Origin of the sequence: Coleofasciculus sp., assembly GCF_046565525.1 — a bacterium.
GTDB lineage: Bacteria > Cyanobacteriota > Cyanobacteriia > Cyanobacteriales > Coleofasciculaceae > Coleofasciculus.
Genome location: NZ_JBKHUP010000024.1, coordinates 43,899 through 62,055, shown reverse-complemented (window position 1 = coordinate 62,055; position 18,157 = coordinate 43,899). Strand labels below are relative to the sequence as shown.

Annotated in this window: 15 protein-coding genes and 1 pseudogene; 5 read left to right on the top strand and 11 right to left on the bottom strand. The window is 44.9% G+C overall.

All coding sequences use genetic code 11. The features are described 5' to 3' along the window. Positions 1 to 137: 137 nt before the first annotated feature. Positions 138 to 548: a potassium channel family protein gene (locus tag ACLGGO_RS11170; RefSeq protein WP_446419364.1), complete on the bottom strand. Its 411-nt coding sequence runs from the start codon at positions 546 to 548 to the stop codon at positions 138 to 140. 106 nt (positions 549 to 654) lie between these two features. Beyond that, positions 655 to 1,479 carry a DUF1206 domain-containing protein gene (locus tag ACLGGO_RS11165; RefSeq protein ID WP_446419363.1) on the bottom strand — a complete coding sequence of 275 codons (825 nt, stop codon included), beginning with the start codon at positions 1,477 to 1,479 and terminating at the stop codon, positions 655 to 657. A 491-nt stretch (positions 1,480 to 1,970) separates the two neighbouring features. Between ACLGGO_RS11165 and ACLGGO_RS11160 the strand changes: the two genes are divergently transcribed. Then, a complete protein-coding gene (locus tag ACLGGO_RS11160; RefSeq protein ID WP_446419362.1) occupies positions 1,971 to 3,299 on the top strand; it encodes a glucosyl-3-phosphoglycerate synthase in 1,329 nt (442 codons plus the stop codon). A 67-nt stretch (positions 3,300 to 3,366) separates the two neighbouring features. Further along, positions 3,367 to 3,621: a hypothetical protein gene (locus ACLGGO_RS11155; RefSeq protein WP_446419361.1), complete on the top strand. Its 255-nt coding sequence runs from the start codon at positions 3,367 to 3,369 to the stop codon at positions 3,619 to 3,621. 30 nt (positions 3,622 to 3,651) lie between these two features. Here ACLGGO_RS11155 and queF read toward each other — a convergent pair whose 3' ends face one another. From queF to ACLGGO_RS11120, 7 genes and pseudogenes are all read right to left on the bottom strand, one after another. Beyond that, positions 3,652 to 4,113 (bottom strand): preQ(1) synthase, encoded by a 462-nt coding sequence (gene queF, locus ACLGGO_RS11150; protein ID WP_446419360.1) that lies wholly within the window; start codon positions 4,111 to 4,113, stop codon positions 3,652 to 3,654. Between the two features lie 85 nt (positions 4,114 to 4,198). After that, the gene (locus ACLGGO_RS11145) at positions 4,199 to 4,609 is read right to left on the bottom strand and encodes a hypothetical protein (protein ID WP_446419359.1); all 411 of its coding nucleotides are present in this window, start codon (positions 4,607 to 4,609) and stop codon (positions 4,199 to 4,201) included. Positions 4,610 to 5,358: 749 nt separating this feature from the next. Further along, positions 5,359 to 5,733: a hypothetical protein gene (locus ACLGGO_RS11140; protein WP_446419358.1), complete on the bottom strand. Its 375-nt coding sequence runs from the start codon at positions 5,731 to 5,733 to the stop codon at positions 5,359 to 5,361. 117 nt (positions 5,734 to 5,850) lie between these two features. Further along, positions 5,851 to 6,390, bottom strand: coding sequence for a Uma2 family endonuclease (locus ACLGGO_RS11135; RefSeq protein WP_446419357.1), 540 nt, complete (start codon positions 6,388 to 6,390; stop codon positions 5,851 to 5,853). Between the two features lie 128 nt (positions 6,391 to 6,518). Next, positions 6,519 to 7,790, bottom strand: a complete 1,272-nt coding sequence (locus tag ACLGGO_RS11130; protein ID WP_446419356.1) for a serpin family protein — start codon at positions 7,788 to 7,790, stop codon at positions 6,519 to 6,521. A 283-nt stretch (positions 7,791 to 8,073) separates the two neighbouring features. Continuing rightward, positions 8,074 to 8,241 (bottom strand): annotated as a pseudogene (locus tag ACLGGO_RS11125) (DUF433 domain-containing protein); the annotation flags it as partial. Positions 8,242 to 8,410: 169 nt separating this feature from the next. Further along, positions 8,411 to 10,009 (bottom strand): S8 family serine peptidase, encoded by a 1,599-nt coding sequence (locus ACLGGO_RS11120; RefSeq protein ID WP_446419373.1) that lies wholly within the window; start codon positions 10,007 to 10,009, stop codon positions 8,411 to 8,413. Positions 10,010 to 10,270: 261 nt separating this feature from the next. Here ACLGGO_RS11120 and rpe point away from each other — a divergent pair, with 261 nt between their 5' ends. Next, complete coding sequence (gene rpe, locus ACLGGO_RS11115; protein WP_446336312.1) at positions 10,271 to 10,978, top strand: ribulose-phosphate 3-epimerase; 708 nt, start codon at positions 10,271 to 10,273, stop codon at positions 10,976 to 10,978. Between the two features lie 88 nt (positions 10,979 to 11,066). Next, positions 11,067 to 11,264 carry a hypothetical protein gene (locus ACLGGO_RS11110; RefSeq protein ID WP_446419355.1) on the top strand — a complete coding sequence of 66 codons (198 nt, stop codon included), beginning with the start codon at positions 11,067 to 11,069 and terminating at the stop codon, positions 11,262 to 11,264. Positions 11,265 to 11,327: 63 nt separating this feature from the next. Here ACLGGO_RS11110 and ACLGGO_RS11105 read toward each other — a convergent pair whose 3' ends face one another. Together ACLGGO_RS11105 and ACLGGO_RS11100 are read right to left on the bottom strand one after the other, a co-directional pair. Further along, entirely contained in the window at positions 11,328 to 14,636 is a 3,309-nt protein-coding gene (locus ACLGGO_RS11105) for a right-handed parallel beta-helix repeat-containing protein (protein WP_446419354.1), read from the bottom strand. 751 nt (positions 14,637 to 15,387) lie between these two features. Then, positions 15,388 to 16,608 carry a pentapeptide repeat-containing protein gene (locus ACLGGO_RS11100; RefSeq protein ID WP_446419353.1) on the bottom strand — a complete coding sequence of 407 codons (1,221 nt, stop codon included), beginning with the start codon at positions 16,606 to 16,608 and terminating at the stop codon, positions 15,388 to 15,390. 166 nt (positions 16,609 to 16,774) lie between these two features. Between ACLGGO_RS11100 and ACLGGO_RS11095 the strand changes: the two genes are divergently transcribed. Further along, positions 16,775 to 18,121, top strand: a complete 1,347-nt coding sequence (locus ACLGGO_RS11095) for a TldD/PmbA family protein (protein WP_446419352.1) — start codon at positions 16,775 to 16,777, stop codon at positions 18,119 to 18,121. The last annotated feature ends 36 nt before the right edge of the window (positions 18,122 to 18,157 follow it).

The window sequence follows — 18,157 nt, the reverse complement described above, 5'->3', positions numbered from 1 at the left end:
ACGCAGGATTGTTTTAATACGTTGATTCACGATAACCAATAGGTTTGAGTTTTGTGTAGGGGCGGGTTTCACTATTATCGTTTATTGCATCACCCGGATAGGAATGAACCCGCCCCGACCGAGTTTTGAGTTACTTTTTAGTCATTGTCAGAATGTTGCATCATCCGATAGAGAGAATTGGCAATAATCATTTCTGGATTAGTGAGAACATGTACTCCCAAACGTTCAAAAAGAGACTGATGATTTGAATGATTGACCATACTAATCAGTGTCTTAATTTCGTACTCTTTGCCCAGAAACATCGCCATGAGATTAGCGGAATCATCACTCGTTGTTGCAATCAGGGCATCAGCCCGATCCGCGCTGGCTTCCTCCAGGAGATCAGCCTTGGCAATATCCCCTTGAAATACATTAATATCGTGGCTTTTGAGAACCTTTCTGGCTCGTTCTACATCTTCTTCAATCAGGGCGACCTCATGACCATCTTTGAGGGCTAAGTCAATTAAGCTAGCCCCCTCCGGTCCTGCGCCTAAGACAATCAAGTACATGATACTCGTTCTATAAAAAAAACAACAATAACCAATAACAGACAGCAATTTACTCAGCTAAAAAGGTTTTGATCGATGGGTTCGACCATCCCAAATAGTAGTGAGTTTACACTCGAATGCGCCGATATTGTGCCTGGGCAAACATGTGAATTCCGTAGGCAATTAAACCAATGGCAACAATTCCCAATAACCAAGCTCCATAAGGTTGTCGAGTCAGTGTTTCTAACGCTCCATCGAGTCCTCTGACTTCACTAGAATCATACTGAAGACCTGCCTGAATTGCAAAGAAACCAATCATCACAAAGACTACACCCCGCGCCGCTAAACCCAATCTTCCCGCACGAGTTGCCCATGTTTCCTCAGTATTACTCATTTCATGCAACTTCATTTTTTTGCGGAATTTAGCTTTGTAAGCTTTATAGAATTGGTAAAAGCCGTAACCAATAATAATTGCCCCAATTATACCTACTAACCACTGACCAAAGGGTTGGGCAAGCAGGCGGGCTGTCCAAGTTTGCTTTGTAGTTCCACCGCTAGCACTCTGATTCGCCTTCACAACGATTTGAATCGCAGTGAAGGCTAAACTTGCATAAATCAAACCACTAATACCGTAACCAATACGCCTGACAATATCGTCAGCATCATTACTTTTGCCTCTCTGGTCAGGGTCTTGAATCGCTTGGACGAAACGCCACACTACATATCCAATTAAACCCAAGGCGACTACCGCTAACATAAACTGACCGAATGGCTGGGCAGCAATTGTGCTTAAAGCACCTTTGGTATCTGTGGTTTTCCCGCCGTTGCCCAATGCTACTTGTAACGCTAATAAGCCAACAATGGCATATACAATCCCTTTGGCTATGTACCCAAATCTAGCTAATTTTTCAATCCAACTACTTTCGTTACCTGCATTCCGTGTTTGAGACATAAGAATATTTTGCTCTAAAGTATTCCCTTTGATAATGCAAAAATATTATCTATTTTACAGGCAAAATTATATCTATCGCCGGGATGAAATTTTACCCTTGACTCTATATGCCAAAATGGTGAGGGTGGGTTCCAAGACTGCTCGCTCTTAGCTCTAATTTAATTTTTTCTCCCCCAAGGGCGGGTTTAGTCAAGTTTGTTACCACTTGATGCGTAACTCAAAATAGTTGACATAACGTTCCAAAACAGATCATCGGGAAATAACTACTCCCTCCCCGGTAGAAGATTACCTATTTTCCTCTCCCCGGCTCCCTCTGCTCCCCCGGCTTCCCCTGCTTCAAGAGTGTAGGTATTTTTAGAGCTCGAAAGGAGTAGGTTGATGGCACGAAGCGTGCCTACTACGAGCCTGTTCCCAGTTTGTATAGATTATCACAGCATAATTCTCAAATTAATTGAATAATCAGACGGTTGTGCAGAGGTGTCGCTAGTCTGATGGACTATAAGCAAGAATTGATCACAACGATTCACGACTTTGGCTGTAATCTGGATGCTCTCTTAACCAGATTAACCCGCTTAAGTGATGAATCTCCCACGGCTGTCTTAATTCCAGCGCTCTACGAGGAACTCGAAAGACCCGCGTTAGCTAAAATCCGTGACCACCTCGCCGCTTGCGCTTTCGTCAAGACTGTTATCGTTTGTGTGAATGCGCCAACAGTGACTGATTATGCCAAAACCTTACAATTTTTTCAAACCCTACCGCAAACTACCCTAATTCTTTGGGAAAATAGTCCACGAGTCACTCAGCTTCTAGCCGATGTGCGGGAGAGGGGGCTGGATTTACTGAAGTTTAAGGGAAAGGGGTTAGCGGTTTGGTTAGGGTTAGGCGTAGCGTCTCTGAGTGCTGATGCGATCGCACTCCATGATGCTGATATTATTACCTATGACCGCTCCTATCCACTCAAACTGCTTTATCCCCTGCTGGATAAGGAATTCGGCATTGCCTTTAATAAAGCCTACTATACCCGTTTAGGCAATTATCCCCAAAGTTTTAATGGACGAGTGGTGCGTTTGTTCGTTGCGCCGTTACTCAATGTTTTAAGGGAGGTGTTCGGCGAAAAGAACTACTTACGCTACCTGAGTGCTTATCGCTACCCTCTAGCCGGTGAATTTGCCCTGACTAGCGATTTAGCCCTACACACGCGCATTCCGGCAAATTGGGGCTTAGAAATTGGCTTCCTCGCCGAAGTTTATCGCACTACGGCACCCAAACAGATTGCCCAAATCGATTTAGGTATTTTTGACCATAAACATCAACCCTTGGGTCAAGATGTGAATTCGGGGTTGCAAAAAATGTGTCGCGATATTTTCTGTTCCATCCTGCGAACCTTAACCGAAACTGAACAAGTGGTGATTACCATGGATCATATCCATGCGCTGCGCGTCAAATTCCGCCAGGAAGCTCAAAGCTTCACCCATAAGTATTTTCTCGATGCTCGCTTCAACGATTTACTCTATGATCGCCACCAAGAGGAAATCGCGATCGAATGTTTTGAACAGGTTATTTTACACGCAGGTGAGCAGTATTTTAATGATCCAGTAGGCGCTCAGATTCCAGATTGGACAAGAGCATTAGCGGTTATGCCTGATCTACGCGAACGACTCATCTATTGTGTTCAACAGGATGTTGCTCAAGTTACCGCCCAATTTTTAGCGTCAACTCTGACATCTGAGAGGGTAAATCCCTTGCATTTTGAGTCGCCAGCATTGCCAGCACAAACCCTAGAATTGAAAAACGGCGTCGGAATTCCTATATCTCGTTAAATGGATTTGTAGATAGTTTCATCGGTTGAGTCGGTAGGTTTAGTTTGGGTAGTAAGAGACTCAAATAGTGACATCTCTTACACCCCATACTCGATACACCTGGATCAAGATAGGAGCCGCCGTAAGTGCGATCGCGGCTATCCTAGCCCTAGCGATTTGGTGGGCATTCCGCACGCCCTCTGAATCTTCTGTATCTCCATCCAATGTCTCACCCGCCTCACCCTCTCCACCTGCTTCGCCGTTGACTCCAGAGTTGGTTCCACCCCCTTCAGCCTCACCAGAGTTATCAGGAGAACCAACAAATCCGGAAAATCGTAATTGATACTTTTATCTTCTTCAAGACGTCAAGGATCTAATTCTTCTCCTGCTTCTTTTGCTTTTTCTGCTTCTTCTGCTTCTCCTCTTTCTGGTGTTGGACTTCGATGACGGTGTGTACATTCCCCCGTGGGGCAAAATCGCCTTTGATCGTGACTTCTAAGGGGTCACAGGCTTCTACAAAATCATCCAAAATTTGATTAACGGATTCTTCGTGAGAAATATAGCGATCGCGGAAACTATTGATATACAGTTTAATCGCTTTGAGTTCTACCACCCGCTCATTAGGAACGTAGCGGATATGGATGGTGGCAAAGTCGGGATAACCTGAAAAGGGGCATTTACAGGTAAATTCTGGCAACGTGATATCAATTTTGTAACGACGCCCAATCCGAGGATTAGGGAACGTGATTAGCTGTCCCTCAGTAATGGCACGTTCGCCATATTTCATCGTCGGTGCATCTGAGACAGCAGAGTTCTGAGTTGGGGGATAAGTCATAAGCAGCGAAGAGGATTATTTGTTATGTGTTATTTGTTATTTACCCATGACAAAAGTGCAGCTTGTGAGGCTTCTCGCCGATAAGCTAAAACGGGTTAAAGTCATCATAGATTGAAGGATTCGATTCCCAGTCTGGGCAATTTTCACCATCCCAACCATAGGGATGCATTCCACAGACTAATAAATTTCCCCCGTAGACTTGACCGTGGTAATGACTACAACCGATACAAGCAGGATGTCGTTCGGGTGTGGGATCTACGGGATAGGTAAAGCCCATGTCAGGCTCATTAGTAATATCTATCTCGTCATACTCTAAATAGATCTCAATAATGGGTTCAAAGATATCCTCTAAGCACTTATCTATTTCGGCACCAATGGTATTTTGCCACTCTTCAGCAAAGTCTTCGATGATGTCCGCGACTTCCACGACAACCTCATCGACTACATCTACCAATGATTCCAGGGATTCCAAAAAACTTTTAGACCACTCATCCATAAGGGAACGGATAGTAAAAACTTCTCCTCGTTTGGCAAATCCTCGCTTAGCTAGAGGTCAGGTCATGGCTAAGGGAGGTGTTTGTTTAGGATAGTACAACAATAGCTAATCGTGAGGGGTTGAGTCGAATAGTTTTTGCCGACACCACCACCCACACAAGTTAGATTAAGCTGTCGTGTAGTGAAGTACCCCAACTTGTTTTTATTCGTCTTCGGGATTTCCCGTTTCATCCGCCGATGCCACGTTGGGTACTTTCAGCAACGAGAAAGTCCGGAACTAAATCCGGTGATGGTCTTACTCAGCATCAACAGGCAGCCGTCCGCCTCCCGCAGACAGTGATATTTTGTTAGTCCGCTTGGTTTTCGCGGTTTATGGTTAGAGTTCTAACCGGATAATGCCATTAGACATCTTGCGCTATTCTTTTCTGGACGCTTTCACGAACGGTGGTCGAGTTCATTAACGCGCAAGGACTACATCTCTATCACACCTAGCCCAACCATCTTTAGCCCATGCATTACCATGTAGACCTAGGAGGGTTACTGTTATTATAACACTAAAAAATAGAGTTTAAATCATGTAATTTGGAAATTTCGTGCCTCAATTTTCCGCTGTCCATCCTCACCCTACTATTGTTGAGGGTGAGGACTTCCGCGATTACGTTAAATTTGCACGTTTTCACTTATTTAAATGTAGGGACTGATTCTCTCCCTGTTTCCAGACGTGCCATGGCACGTCTCTACATGGCTCTATTATTCCCGCTTGAGCCGACGCAGTTCCTCTTGCATCGCCTGAACCTGTTGGCGCATAGCGTCAATATTCTGCTCTTCGCTAGAGGTTTGCTCCTCGTCGTCGGAAATAATTTCAATCCGGCGAGGTTCAGTCGCCGTCTTTTCCGGTTGTGGAGGTTGAACCGATTGCTGCTGTTGAGCTTGTTGCACCATATCATCAACCATCTTGCGAGCTTCTTCAGTGGTCATTTCACCACGAGCAACCAGTTCATCTGCCAGCTTTTGAGCTTGAGTTCGCAGTTCCCCGATTGTTCCCCCGGCTCTCTCACTGGCATACGAGGCTAAACCAACGCCCAGATAAAACGCTTTTTGAACCAGATTTCCGAAGTCAGGCATAATAACTGATGCTCCTTCAAGTACGCAAGAACCCTTTTCTAGGATACGAGTGACGCTGGCAAAATGCCTACTTCTATAGTGTATAGAGAAACATGAGGGGATGGGAAAGGATGCTGTTTACGCCAACAATTCATCCACGGACACGGTAAAACCCCGTAAGACTTTCTGTGTACTCACAACTTGACCCGATGTAAACATCAACCCCTGATTTTCCGTCATCACCATCACCCAGCGGCTCTCCGGAAACACTAGCCAAACTTCTTCACCCCCCGACTCTAAATACTCCTGTGCTTTTAGCAACACCGTCTCGGCTATATCCGTTGGTGAAACAATCTCAGCACACAAGGGAAAACTCTGAGGCAACGTAGCCACATTACCAAACTGCGCCACCAGTTCCGGCGTCAGATATGCCACATCCGGAGAACGTCCCTGCTTATTGGTGCGACAAGGCACGTCAGTATAAACTTTTCCACCTTGTCCACTGGACTCCTTATAATCGTCCCAGTAACGACCTAGCTTCAGTTGAATTTCACCATGTTTGAGTGTCATACCGTTTTTTTCCACCAGTTGACCATTCACCCACTCCATTTTCTCAGGAGGATTGACCATAAAGTCGTCCAGTGAGAACTGGTTCGGGACAAGAGTTGCCGTTCCCATTATTATTTCCCCTTCCTGATTACATTTTCGAGTATTTCCCTATTTTCTACTAATTTATCCAAAAACAACAACTCTAACCTGAATGGAACGAGCTTTAAGCCAGCAAGCTACATTGATATTTCTGGTTTCTACTTGGGTTCTCGAATGGAACCCATGAATAAAATCGTTCCCGTTTGATTATCGCGAATAGCACAGAAAAAGGGACGGTCAACCACCATCTGAAAGGGGGTTTGGGGAATAGTCGCAGAGGTGAGAACCATGCCAATAGAAGTCGCTGCTGCTGCTTCTGTACCTTCTTCATTCACTTCGACAAAGGTTTTATGTTTGACTTCATTAATTAAGACATCTTCTTCCGTCATATTAGAAAAATTAGCCCGAGCATCAAAAGCAACGTCCATCCCTAGAGCTTTTAGTGCTTCGTTTAGTTGAATTTCGTACTCCAATTTGAAACGTGGTAGTACGATTGAGCCATCCCGTTTACCGAACTGATTCATCCATTGTTGCCACTTTTCTGGAGTGAGTTGCTGCTCAAAGGTATCTAGACTCACATTTTCACGGGGGAGGAAGACATAGAAACTCAGCCGTCCTTCACCGTAAGGTAAACTGATGGCTTGTACGCTGTCATCTTCATAATATTGATACTCTCCCGATTGAGACATCATCGGGTGTTGTTTCTGAGTTCCATCGGCTAAATAAAAGGAACGCTCTACCGTTTTTCCTTTATCAAATTGCTCCGTCCAATTGCCTTTAAAATAGATAGCATTGATCAAGAATAGAATATCATCGGGTTTGATTTCGCTAATAATTTGCGGTATTTTGCCGTTAGTATTTTCCTTGACCCAGTTATTGATAATACGTTTAGCTTCAGGGTTAGCAAAATCTAGATCGGTTACTTGAGCATCATAAAATTCCTGATTGCGTTGCAGGAAATCAGGTTTAAATGAGATACCTTGTCTTGCCCAAAGCGAGTTAGCGATGGATAGCTGAATATCAGAATCGGCATTTTCTAAGGTAGTTTTTAATGCTTCATTTGCCTGGTTAATTTCTGCTAAACTCATTCCTTGAAGTTCTAGCGCTTTTGCCATAGCCGCTTGGGTTTCGCCGTTCGCACCATTGTACGTCATGGCTAGCGCGATCGCGACGCTGTTTGGGGAGATAAAAACGTTCTTATTGCTATCTTGCTGAAGAATCTCAGAAAATAATTTAAAGCCAAATTTGGTATTAGCTTCAACGATTTTGGTATCCACAGACGGATTAGGTTGCTGTGCGGTTAACTCTGGCTTTTGAGGGTTTGGGGAGTTTTGGGCATTGATTTTTTGGCTGATTAACCCGGCTAGTAATCCGGCTAAAACGATACCTGCGGCGATAATCCCTGTGCGACGGAGTGTCTTTTGATTCATTAGTATACCTCGATAACCCATGTTCTATTTAAGGATGACTGATTTGGGTTAGAGGTGTTCCACAGGTTGCTGTTTTGGTAACGAATCAGCAAGAGGAGGTGATTGAAATCGCTGCTACACAAACTAAGTCCGCCTGCGCGGACTGGGTTATAACGGGGGTAGCTAACCCGGATTTGGTATTAACAATGGGAATCCGCTCAACTGGCTTGGGCTGCTCTATATTCTCGCCCCTAATGTCACAAAGCGATCGCATGGCTGATATTTTTATCCAAGTGGAACCGAATTATGTTCGTCCGCCATTTCGATTCCTTAATTTCTGCTGAACTAAAGAAGATGTTTTTGCCTGTAATTTTTGGGCAAACGCTTTATCCTCTCGAATTTGCTGTCTAATTTCTTCTCGATGATCGTGATAATATACCAAGGCAGCGTACACATCAGCTAAAGTGATGGTTCCACAGTTTTTTCTGGCGTAAAAATGGTGGTCATACTGGGTTTATTTCTCAATAAACCTTGGTCAGGGCGGGTTTATTCACATCTGAGCGAGGTAGTAAAAGATAGTCGTGAAACCCGCCCCTACACAGACGCCATGCCTGACTAGGCATAGTGTTGGAGCAAAGATTCTATCTTTCGGGTACTGTCCACCAGGCTAAGCCGTAGGGTTGGGATTCTTCATTTTCCTTTTGACGATACTGAACCCGAATTTTATAGCGACCTGAAGCCGGAACAGGGCAGAATATATGTTCCACACTATCCACTTCACTTACAGAAGCACAGGCGCTTTTACGGGTATCGTTTTCATCAATCGGCATGAGGTAAAGGTCGAGATTATTCAAGCCGCGATCGCGAAAACTTTCGCCAACGTCATACACCTCATTTCCATTCTCATCTTTTAACTCAACTAAGCGATCCCACGTTAGCGTCAATGCCACATAACTCTCTGCCTTTAAAGGTTTTTCTAAGACATAATCTTGAAACGTTTTAGTCTTAACTGAACTATAATCCCAACCCACGGGCGGTACAGCCCCCGTTGAACTCCACTGACCCGGACTAAATTGCTCATAGGCGCGGAAAACATTCAGGTGTCCAGTTCCCATTTGCATATCGAGGGGAATTTTGGCATCAAGATAAGCATCCGATTCTAACCAAGTGTCATTCTCTTTGCTCAACAGGGTGCGATTCATTCCTAGATGCAACCCATCCCCCTTGTCTTGAATTTTATCGGCGGAGTTGAGTAACACCGCTTTCATCACTTCATGGCGTCTAGAATCGGTTGTCCATTGGGGTTGATTGGCGTGGAGTTGGCGATCGCCGAATTCTTGAATTAGGGCGACTGAGGCGGTAATATGAGGCGCGGCGAAACTTGTCCCACTCACCTCGACAATTTTGCCATCCAGGTCGTAGACTGATATATTACTCCCTGGCGCGACTAAATTAATGGCACGGCGAGTTCCCTGATTAATTTCCCGTTGAATTAAACGCCGACCAATGCCTTCTGGCAGATCACTTAAGTTGGCAAAGTCTACCTTCGTAAATTGTCCTTGTCGTTGGGTGGTGTAGGCTGTGGTGATCCCGTTATAGTGATCGGTGGGAATGGGAATGCCACCTTTGCCTTGGTTGCCTGCAATGACGTAGAGAACATCATGAGTCCGAGCCGACCAATCAATACATTTTGTTAATAGGGCATTGCCATCGAGCGTCGCTTGTGAACCTCTGGCATCTCGTTGCAGCGATTCACCAAAACTGAAGTTAATTGCCCGAACATCACCACTATTTTGCTGAGCAACGTGCTGGGCTGAAAGGCATTCTTCTGGCTGTCCACTGCGGATGGGGGAACCGACAGCCGAGGCGTAGAGTTTAGCACCCGGTGCGACTCCGGGTAAGGTTTTATCATTACTGACCATGACACCCGCCACCATTGCTGCATGGGTATCCACATCTGTATCTGCTTTCGCGGGTAGATCGCGATAAAAAACCCGCTCAAGTGCGATCGCGGGATTCCAAGATACAGCTTTATCAACGCCAAATAAGCCCGGTCTACCGATTTCCACTTGACCGATGGCTATTTTATGACCTCTCAAGTTGTAGGGGGGAGCATGGAGTCGCAACGCATCAATTCCGGCTTCTCCAATCGAAATCGGTGACGCTAAGATTGGGGTGGTCAGGGTAGAGAGTCCCACACCTCCAATCATCCATCCCAGTTTTTTGATCAGCGACCGCATAGCCAAGGCAGGTTCTCCTAACTTGAAATATAGTTTTGTCGGGGTGGGTTTAGCCACTTCTTGCTACTAATGATAACGTTTGTGCAGAACGCGCCCTTGCCTAGTGTTGAGTTGAATCATCTTCAGGTTGATGCTATTGATGACGACGGCTTAGGGGCTAGATCTTTCTACTCAGTCAATTAGGTCACTGTTTGTTAGGGGATTGCTAAAGACTTTGTTAAGATGAAACCTAACAGAGGACTTAGGAGAGTATCACCAGTTATGACCCAAACGCAATCCAAAAAACCCATCGTCGTTGCCCCCTCCATTTTATCCGCCGATTTTAGCCGACTGGGGGAACAAGTACAAGCAGTGGATGCTGCTGGTGCTGACTGGATTCACGTTGATGTGATGGACGGTCGGTTTGTCCCCAATATTACCATCGGTCCTCTGATTGTTAAAGCGCTTCGCCCAGTTACCAAAAAGCCTCTGGATGTCCACTTGATGATTGTGGAACCGGAAAAGTATGTTGAGGACTTTGCGAAAGCCGGGGCTGATATTATTTCGGTTCATGCGGAACATAACGCTTCCCCCCATTTGCACCGCACCCTGACTCAGATTAAAGAATTGGGTAAGCAAGCGGGTGTGGTTCTCAATCCCTCCACCCCCTTAGAGTTGATTGACTATGTGTTAGATGTCTGCGACTTGGTGTTGATTATGAGTGTCAACCCTGGTTTTGGTGGTCAAAGCTTCATTCCGGGTGTACTTCCCAAAATTCGCAAGTTGCGTCAGATCTGCGATGAACGCGGATTTGATCCTTGGATTGAAGTTGATGGCGGACTCAAAGCCGACAATACCTGGCAAGTTTTGGAAGCTGGCGCTAACGCGATCGTTTCTGGTTCTGGTGTGTTTGGACAGGATGATTATGCCAAGGCGATTACCGGAATTCGCAATAGCAAGTGTCCCGAACCGGAATTAGCCACGGTTTAACCAGATGGATGAGTCGCTATTAATTGGTTATTAACCTTTTCCTATTGATAGGATAAATCTCTTTTCCTACAGGTTGTAGAGACGTTGCATGCAACGTCTCTACTTGTCATACGCCCAACTTTCTATGTACCAAGTCTCTTACGGAAAAACGTTTCTAGAATTTGATTTACCGCCAGGGATGCGGGAGACATTAGTGGCTAACCCGAATTTATTACACTTCTGTGCAGGATTGGAATGCATCGCCCTAGCACTTAGAACAGAATTCAGTACTTATTGTCGAGAGTGACTGTCCAGAAGTCGTGGAGGCGTGTGATATCCTGTCCAGTCAAACACCCTTAGTAAAAATAACTTAAAAACAAGGAGAATTATTCGGTGTTATTCCATTTAAAGTAAAGGTGTAATTATTACTATTTTCGCTGAGATATAAGCAAATCTCACTATTGTCATTTCTTTTGACTATGACATCAGTAGAAAAATTCATGAGAATATTTGATAAAATATTGGTAAAAACTGCTGTGTTATCAAATAATTCTAAATTAATACCTTGTTGGGCATTATTTTCAATAATATTGTTTTCAATAATTGCTTCTTGGATTTGTGCCGTGGAATTTACAAACAATGGAAGATTCAATGAGCCAAGGCGAATGTCGATTCCTTCATCACCATTATTTCTAATTGTATTTCCCGAAATTGTCAGATTTTCCAAGATTGTATTACCTTCAATACCAATGCCAATGCCGTCACCTCGAGTTGGATTGCTGCCGCCATTATTTTCTATTGTATTTCCCTCAATTGTTAAATTTACGATGGGATTGCCAGGGAAGGATAGCCCAAAACCAAACAAAATTGCATCTTCATAATTATTAAAAATTTGATTATTGAAAATAGTTATATTCACAGAACCCGTATCATTATTGATCACAATACCTTGTCCACTTGATGGAATTGGACGTACACGAGAAAAACCCATTGTGCCAGAGATTGTATTCATACTAACTTCAACATTTCCGGTGACATTGTTGAAAAGAATACCTTGACCCGTAGGAATCTGAGTATTATTCCCAATTGTGTTTAAGATAATATTTCCGGTAATGCTGACTTCGCCATTCACGTTTTGTAGAACAATTCCTCGATTAGTTGCCCCTTCAATGCGGTTATTTGCTAGGGTAACATTACCAAGGTTGGTTCCGGAAATGCCACTATTCTGGGTATCCCGAATTTCAAATCCAGAAATCGCGATCGCGCCTGTAGACTCTAAGAGTTCAATCCCCCGATTTGCTTGAGTAATCTGGCTTCCAGCATTGGCAGCTATATTCACTGTTCCTGTGATATTGCCAACGGATATGCCGTTAATGTTATTGACTGGATCAGTAATTGTGATCGTACTATTGCTAATATCAACTTTACCACTAATCCCGTTAAGAGAGATACCGTTTGTTGATGAATTGATACTGGTAAGGGTGCTATCTGAAATTGTGGCATTATTAATAGTAGTTCCGACTAAAGCAGCACCATTAGTACTATTTACCTCTAATCCTATTAAATTGATTGTTCCTGGACTTTCAGCGAGTAAAATTCCCGCGTTAGCTGTTGTTGTGGTAATCTGACTTCCTTGATTGGCTGAAATCCTAGCGCTTCCCTGGATATTCGTGGCGAGGATACCATTACTGCTGGGATTTGTAATCGTAATTGTGCTATCACTGATATCGAAAATTCCGCTAACTGTATCGAGAAAAATCCCTTGAGTAGCCGAATTGGTACTGGTGAGAGTACTATTCGCGATCGCGCCATTATTAATATTACTCACTTCCACAACCGCACCCTCTGTACTTGACACGGTTACACCGGATAAATTAATCTCACCTGTACTTTCATTTAGGTAAATTCCGGCTTGATTCCCCTCTGTGGTAATCTGACTTCCTTGATTAGCTGAAATCCTAGCGCTTCCCTGGATATTCGTGGCGAGGATACCACTACTGGTAGGATTTGTAATCGTAATTGTGCTATCACTGATATCGAAAATTCCGCTAACTGTATCCAGAGAAATCCCTTGAGTAGCCGAATTGGTACTGGTGAGAGTACTATTCGCGATCGCTACATCATTCACCGATGTGACAATTAAGCTAGGAACCCCATTTCCCGCGATCGTACTATTGGTAAATGAAATAGAACCTCCAGTATTTTCCAGTAAAACCCCAGCTTGACTAGAACTATTAATTATACTGTCTCGAACTTCCCCATTTGAAATATTCCTCGCCACAATTCCTGGATTGGTTACCCCAGTTATTGCAAATCCCGATAACACCGTATTATTTCCCAACATTACCGTATCCGTTACCTGAGGAAGAACACCAGCACCGGATAATGGAAGTTGTACGCTACCAAATTCCACCGTATCCAGTTGCTGAATGGGTCCTGTGGATAGAACTTGTACCTGATCAGGAATTTTAAATGCAGGAATACCCGGATTCGTCCCCTCTTGTACATAAACAATATCATTCCCCTGCGATCGCGTCGCCGCCAGCGCTGAATCTAGGGTATCAAAAGGCGTTTCAACCGTACCATTTCCCCCATTCGCGCCTAAATTAACATGCTGAAACACATAAGGTTCACCGGTTTGGGGATTCGTTGCGGTGGTAATAATTTCTTCGCTGGAAAAATCTGATTCCGTTTGACTATCAACCGTGATACTCGAATTACGCCCTACGCCATCCCCCAAACGGGATAAAATACCAGCATCTGCTTGGGAACGAGTTTTCCCGAAAATCGCCCCCACACTAACTATTACATTTGTCCCAAATATCTGATCATCTTGTACCGCCACACCAAAATTTAGAGTATCCGTGGGTTGAACTTCCAATCGCATCCGCCAACCCAGACTCGAATCACTTCCGGTTGCGTCATAATAATAAAGTCCACCATACCCTCGTAATCCTCCCCCTTGACCCCATTTTGCCAATCTTGCACCCACCTCCAGATCAAACCCTGTCATTGCTGCTTCAAATTGGCGCACTTGTCCCCGTTGTCGTTGTCCCTGAACTACTAAAAAATGATCCTCAAAGAAACGATCTGTCAGTTGAAATCCAGTATCAAATACAGTTTCATCCACTAAATCACGACTATCACCCAGGGGAAAATAACCATTGAGGCGCACATCCCAAACCGCTCCCAAGGTTTCTAACCCCACGCCTAACTGATGGAATGTATTATTTCCTGTATTCCGACTGTCAAAACCTAAATAACCGCCAAAAATCCGATTTAGGGACTGATGATGAAAGCGGTGTCCCAATAACAGATTACCACCGAGATTTGCACTATTATCTAACTGCAATTGCCCCTCTAAAAACGTCAGCGTACTACCGGGAGTTTGCCAAAGAGGGAGAAAGCTATCCAAGTGAGTAAAACCATCGTATCCCGCACCGGAAGTACTGTAACCAATTCCCCAGCGAGGTTTAATTTCTGGGGGCGTTAAATCTTGGGTTACAGGTGGGGGAGAATCTGCCGTTTGCGCTTGAAGAGAACTTCCCACGGAGGGGTGATATTCAGGAACAGCATCGGGTTTTGGGAGTAATGGAATCTCCGTTTGTGCTATAGCCGCAGGAATCCAGAGAGGGGTGAAACAGAAGCTAGTCCAGAGTAATCTTACGAAGCCCTTCATACACGCGATCGCCAATCAATTTTTTTACCTTAACCTACACTCAACACAAGCACCCCCAATTCCTGACAATGGAATACTTTTCTCAACCAAACTTAATCTAGTTCGGATGTACCATAGAAAACGTCAAACCTGACTCAGGAATCGTTTTAACTGGATTCAACTCTCACGTTTCATCCTCACTAATCCAATGATTTCGGATTTTATAGCAGTTATATAGATACCATGATTGGGAATAGTTTTGGGTTCTATCTCTGAAGCTTTCATTCCACCGACTATCACAATAATCCCCCCCATAACTAAACCTAAGGTAATCCACTACCCTCAATCCTAATACTAAATTACGTTCTACTGAAATATTGCCGCACTGGTAATAAATCCCAAGTTACCTTTTGGTGGGCAAGAGCAACGAACGATAATAGCAGGTTTTCAAGGTTTATAACTCTTGCCCACCCTACTACCTAACTCGACTCGATTAGAGTGCAACTGGGTATTGCTCTAAATAAATCTCTCCGAATACCCAGATTCTGCACTTCATGATGTAATATTGGATAATTGAACCTTTTGGGTCGCTGTCTGAGTCAGCCAAGCGTGAAGCGGGCATTTGACTTATAAAGTAAGGAGTAGTTTACACTTTTTTCATGTTTTCTGTTCCCTGCCCGTGAGTTCCCTACCCTCACTACAACACTTATTCAGCTTTCCCCTATTTAGGCTGAACGAATCGTACACCTAATATCATATCATAGGTATAGTGTCAACGTCCTAATTTATTAGCAATCCCATCGCACCCTCCCGGAATCGTCCGACGAGACTGTTCCCCGCACCAGGAACAGCAGTAGTGGCGTTGTTGTTCCCCTAACCGTTGCACCCCAGTAAAATTCGCTCCCTCAACCACAGCACCCGTATGCACGCCAGTGCGATAATCAGGCGGTTCAGTACGACTGCGGGGACTGGCGGTTTCTAGTGATCCATAGAACAGGCGCACTCCCTGGAGATCAGAACCGGATAAATTCACTTTATAGAGAATCGTGCGAGACAAATTCGCTCCGGCTAGGTCACAATGGCTCAGATTGGCTTGAACCATATTGGCTTCACTTAATTCTGTCCAACGCAGATCCGTACCTGCCAAATCAGCCCCGGCTAACATAACATTTATAGCAATAACCCGCACGCCATAAGCCCGCTCTTCTTGATACCCTCCATAACCATCTAGCATTGGACGTCCCAAGTGGCGATCGCGTTTTAAGGGTGTCAGTAATTTGGATTGAGACAAAAACCGCAAGACTTTCGCTTTGCCGCCAGCGTCTATACTATTGAGAATGGCGGCGGTTCGTCCCTCACAAAACGCCCGTTCTTGGGGCCAATCTTCTAGCAATCCTTCATCGTCTAAAGCGAGGTCACAAATACCTTGAAAGTAGGCATCAATGGTTTGCTGTTGGGTAATTGTATTTTGCTGAATAGTGAGATCTTTAGAAATAACATACTGTCGCCAAGCGATATATACGGCGAGAATAGCAATCATAATTTGCCCTAAAGCACCAATCCATTCCGCTAAAGAACCCACCGAATCAAACGCCTTAGTAAAGCCAGTTAAAGCCGCAATCCCAACCATTGTGGCGATCACACCAAAAAGAGCAGTCAGTTGCGATCGCTGCTCGGAAGAGAGAGACTTCTGGAACCATTGCTGTAAAGGTGACCAAATCACCGATACAGAGAGAAGTAACGTCACGATTACCCCGGCGAGAATCACCCAGTTGTTATCCAAAACTAAGCCAACAATCAAAACCGCGATCGCGCTGAGGGTGACAATGGATGGATCAGCCAATGCCTTACTATTAGTATTTTGTCGATCAGGGAATTGAGTCTGAGACACAGCAGACACCTCATCAGCATCCTGGGATGGGATTAACTCAGGATTACTGTTGGTTGACTGGATCGGTGGATTAGACGGAGACGGATCGGGCGGGTTGGTCATAGTTGGCGAAGTCGTCAGACAAATTAAAGTGAACGGTTGAGAGTAGGGAACCGGGAACAGAACGTTACGTTTGACCCACCCTACGCCTCTGGGCAAATTATGATAATTTAAAGATTTGATCAAAAATTATGTCTCTATGCCCACCCTACCCCTAGAGTAAACCGCCGTGAGCCTAGCTACAGCCCCGACATTAGTCAGTGAAGACCAAGCTTTATCCCTAGTGGATTCGGTGATTCAGCAATCCCAAGCCGACGGGGTATTCGTCAGCGTGAGTTCCAGTGAATCTGCTCTCAGCCGCTTCTCGGAAAATCAAATTAGCCAGAATATCAGCCGCCATAATTTTACCCTCACGGTTACCAGTTATTTCGGTAAACGCAGCGCCTCGGCTTCCACCACAGAATTTTTACCCGATGCGATTAAAGATACGATCCAGCGCTCAGAAGAATTAGCTCGGATTGCGCCAGAAGATCCAGAGTGGGTTCCCTTACTCGAACCCCAAGTCTATGAGTCGCGTGTTCCTGCTTTTGACGAAGCCACAGCCACCTTATCCCCCTTAGTACGGGGAGAAATGGTACAGCAAATCTGTGCTAAAAGTGCTAAAGCGGGAGTGGAAGGCTCTGGAAGGCTGAGTACTCAAGCCTTTGCTCAAGCCGTGGGGAACTCCCTGGGATTACGCGCGATCGATCGCACAACGGAGGCGGAGTTGAGCTTTACGGCTCGAATTGGCGATGGATCGAGTTGGAGTCAGCGCACAGCGTTTGCGATCGATCACTTACCCCTAGATTCCCTGATAGAACCCTTGATTGAGCGTGCTTTTGCCGCACGTAATCCCCATGAAATTCCACCGGGTGTTTACCCTGTCATCTTTGACAATGCGGCTTTTGCGGATTTACTCCCCTGGGTAATCTTCAATTTAGATGCGCGATCCGCCGATGAAGGGCGATCGTTTATGTCTCGCACCGATGACAGGGGTCAACCTGGGGGGAACCGCATTGGTGAACCCCTATTTAATCCCTTGGTACAAGTGCAACGCCATCCCGCTCATCCATTGTTGCAGAAAGGAACCTTTTTTGGTGATGGGTTGAGCAATCACTACCTGGAGATTATTCAGGATGGAGTGCCTCAAACCTTATCCTATAGTCGCTATTGGGCGCAACAGCAGGGGAAAGAACCGACAGGATCATTGTTTCCCATCGTTATGTCTGGATCTGACCAAAGCCTGAGCGATTTGATTGCTCAAACTGAACGGGGAATTCTAGTTAATCGCGCTTGGTATGTGCGCTATGTTAATCCGCGTACCTTAGAGGTTACAGGCATGACCCGTGATGGTACATTCTGGATTGAAGAGGGGAAAATTGCTTATCCGATTAAAAATCTGCGATTTAACCAAAGTCTGCCGGACATGTTAAGGGATGTTGATGCTCTGAGTACAGTACAGCGTTTTGGTGGTCGGGTGACGCCAGGGGTACGGGTTAAGGCATTTAATTTCAGTAGTGTGACGGATAGCGTGTGAACAGTAGTAGGCTGGCAAGCTTAAAGTTGTGGGTAA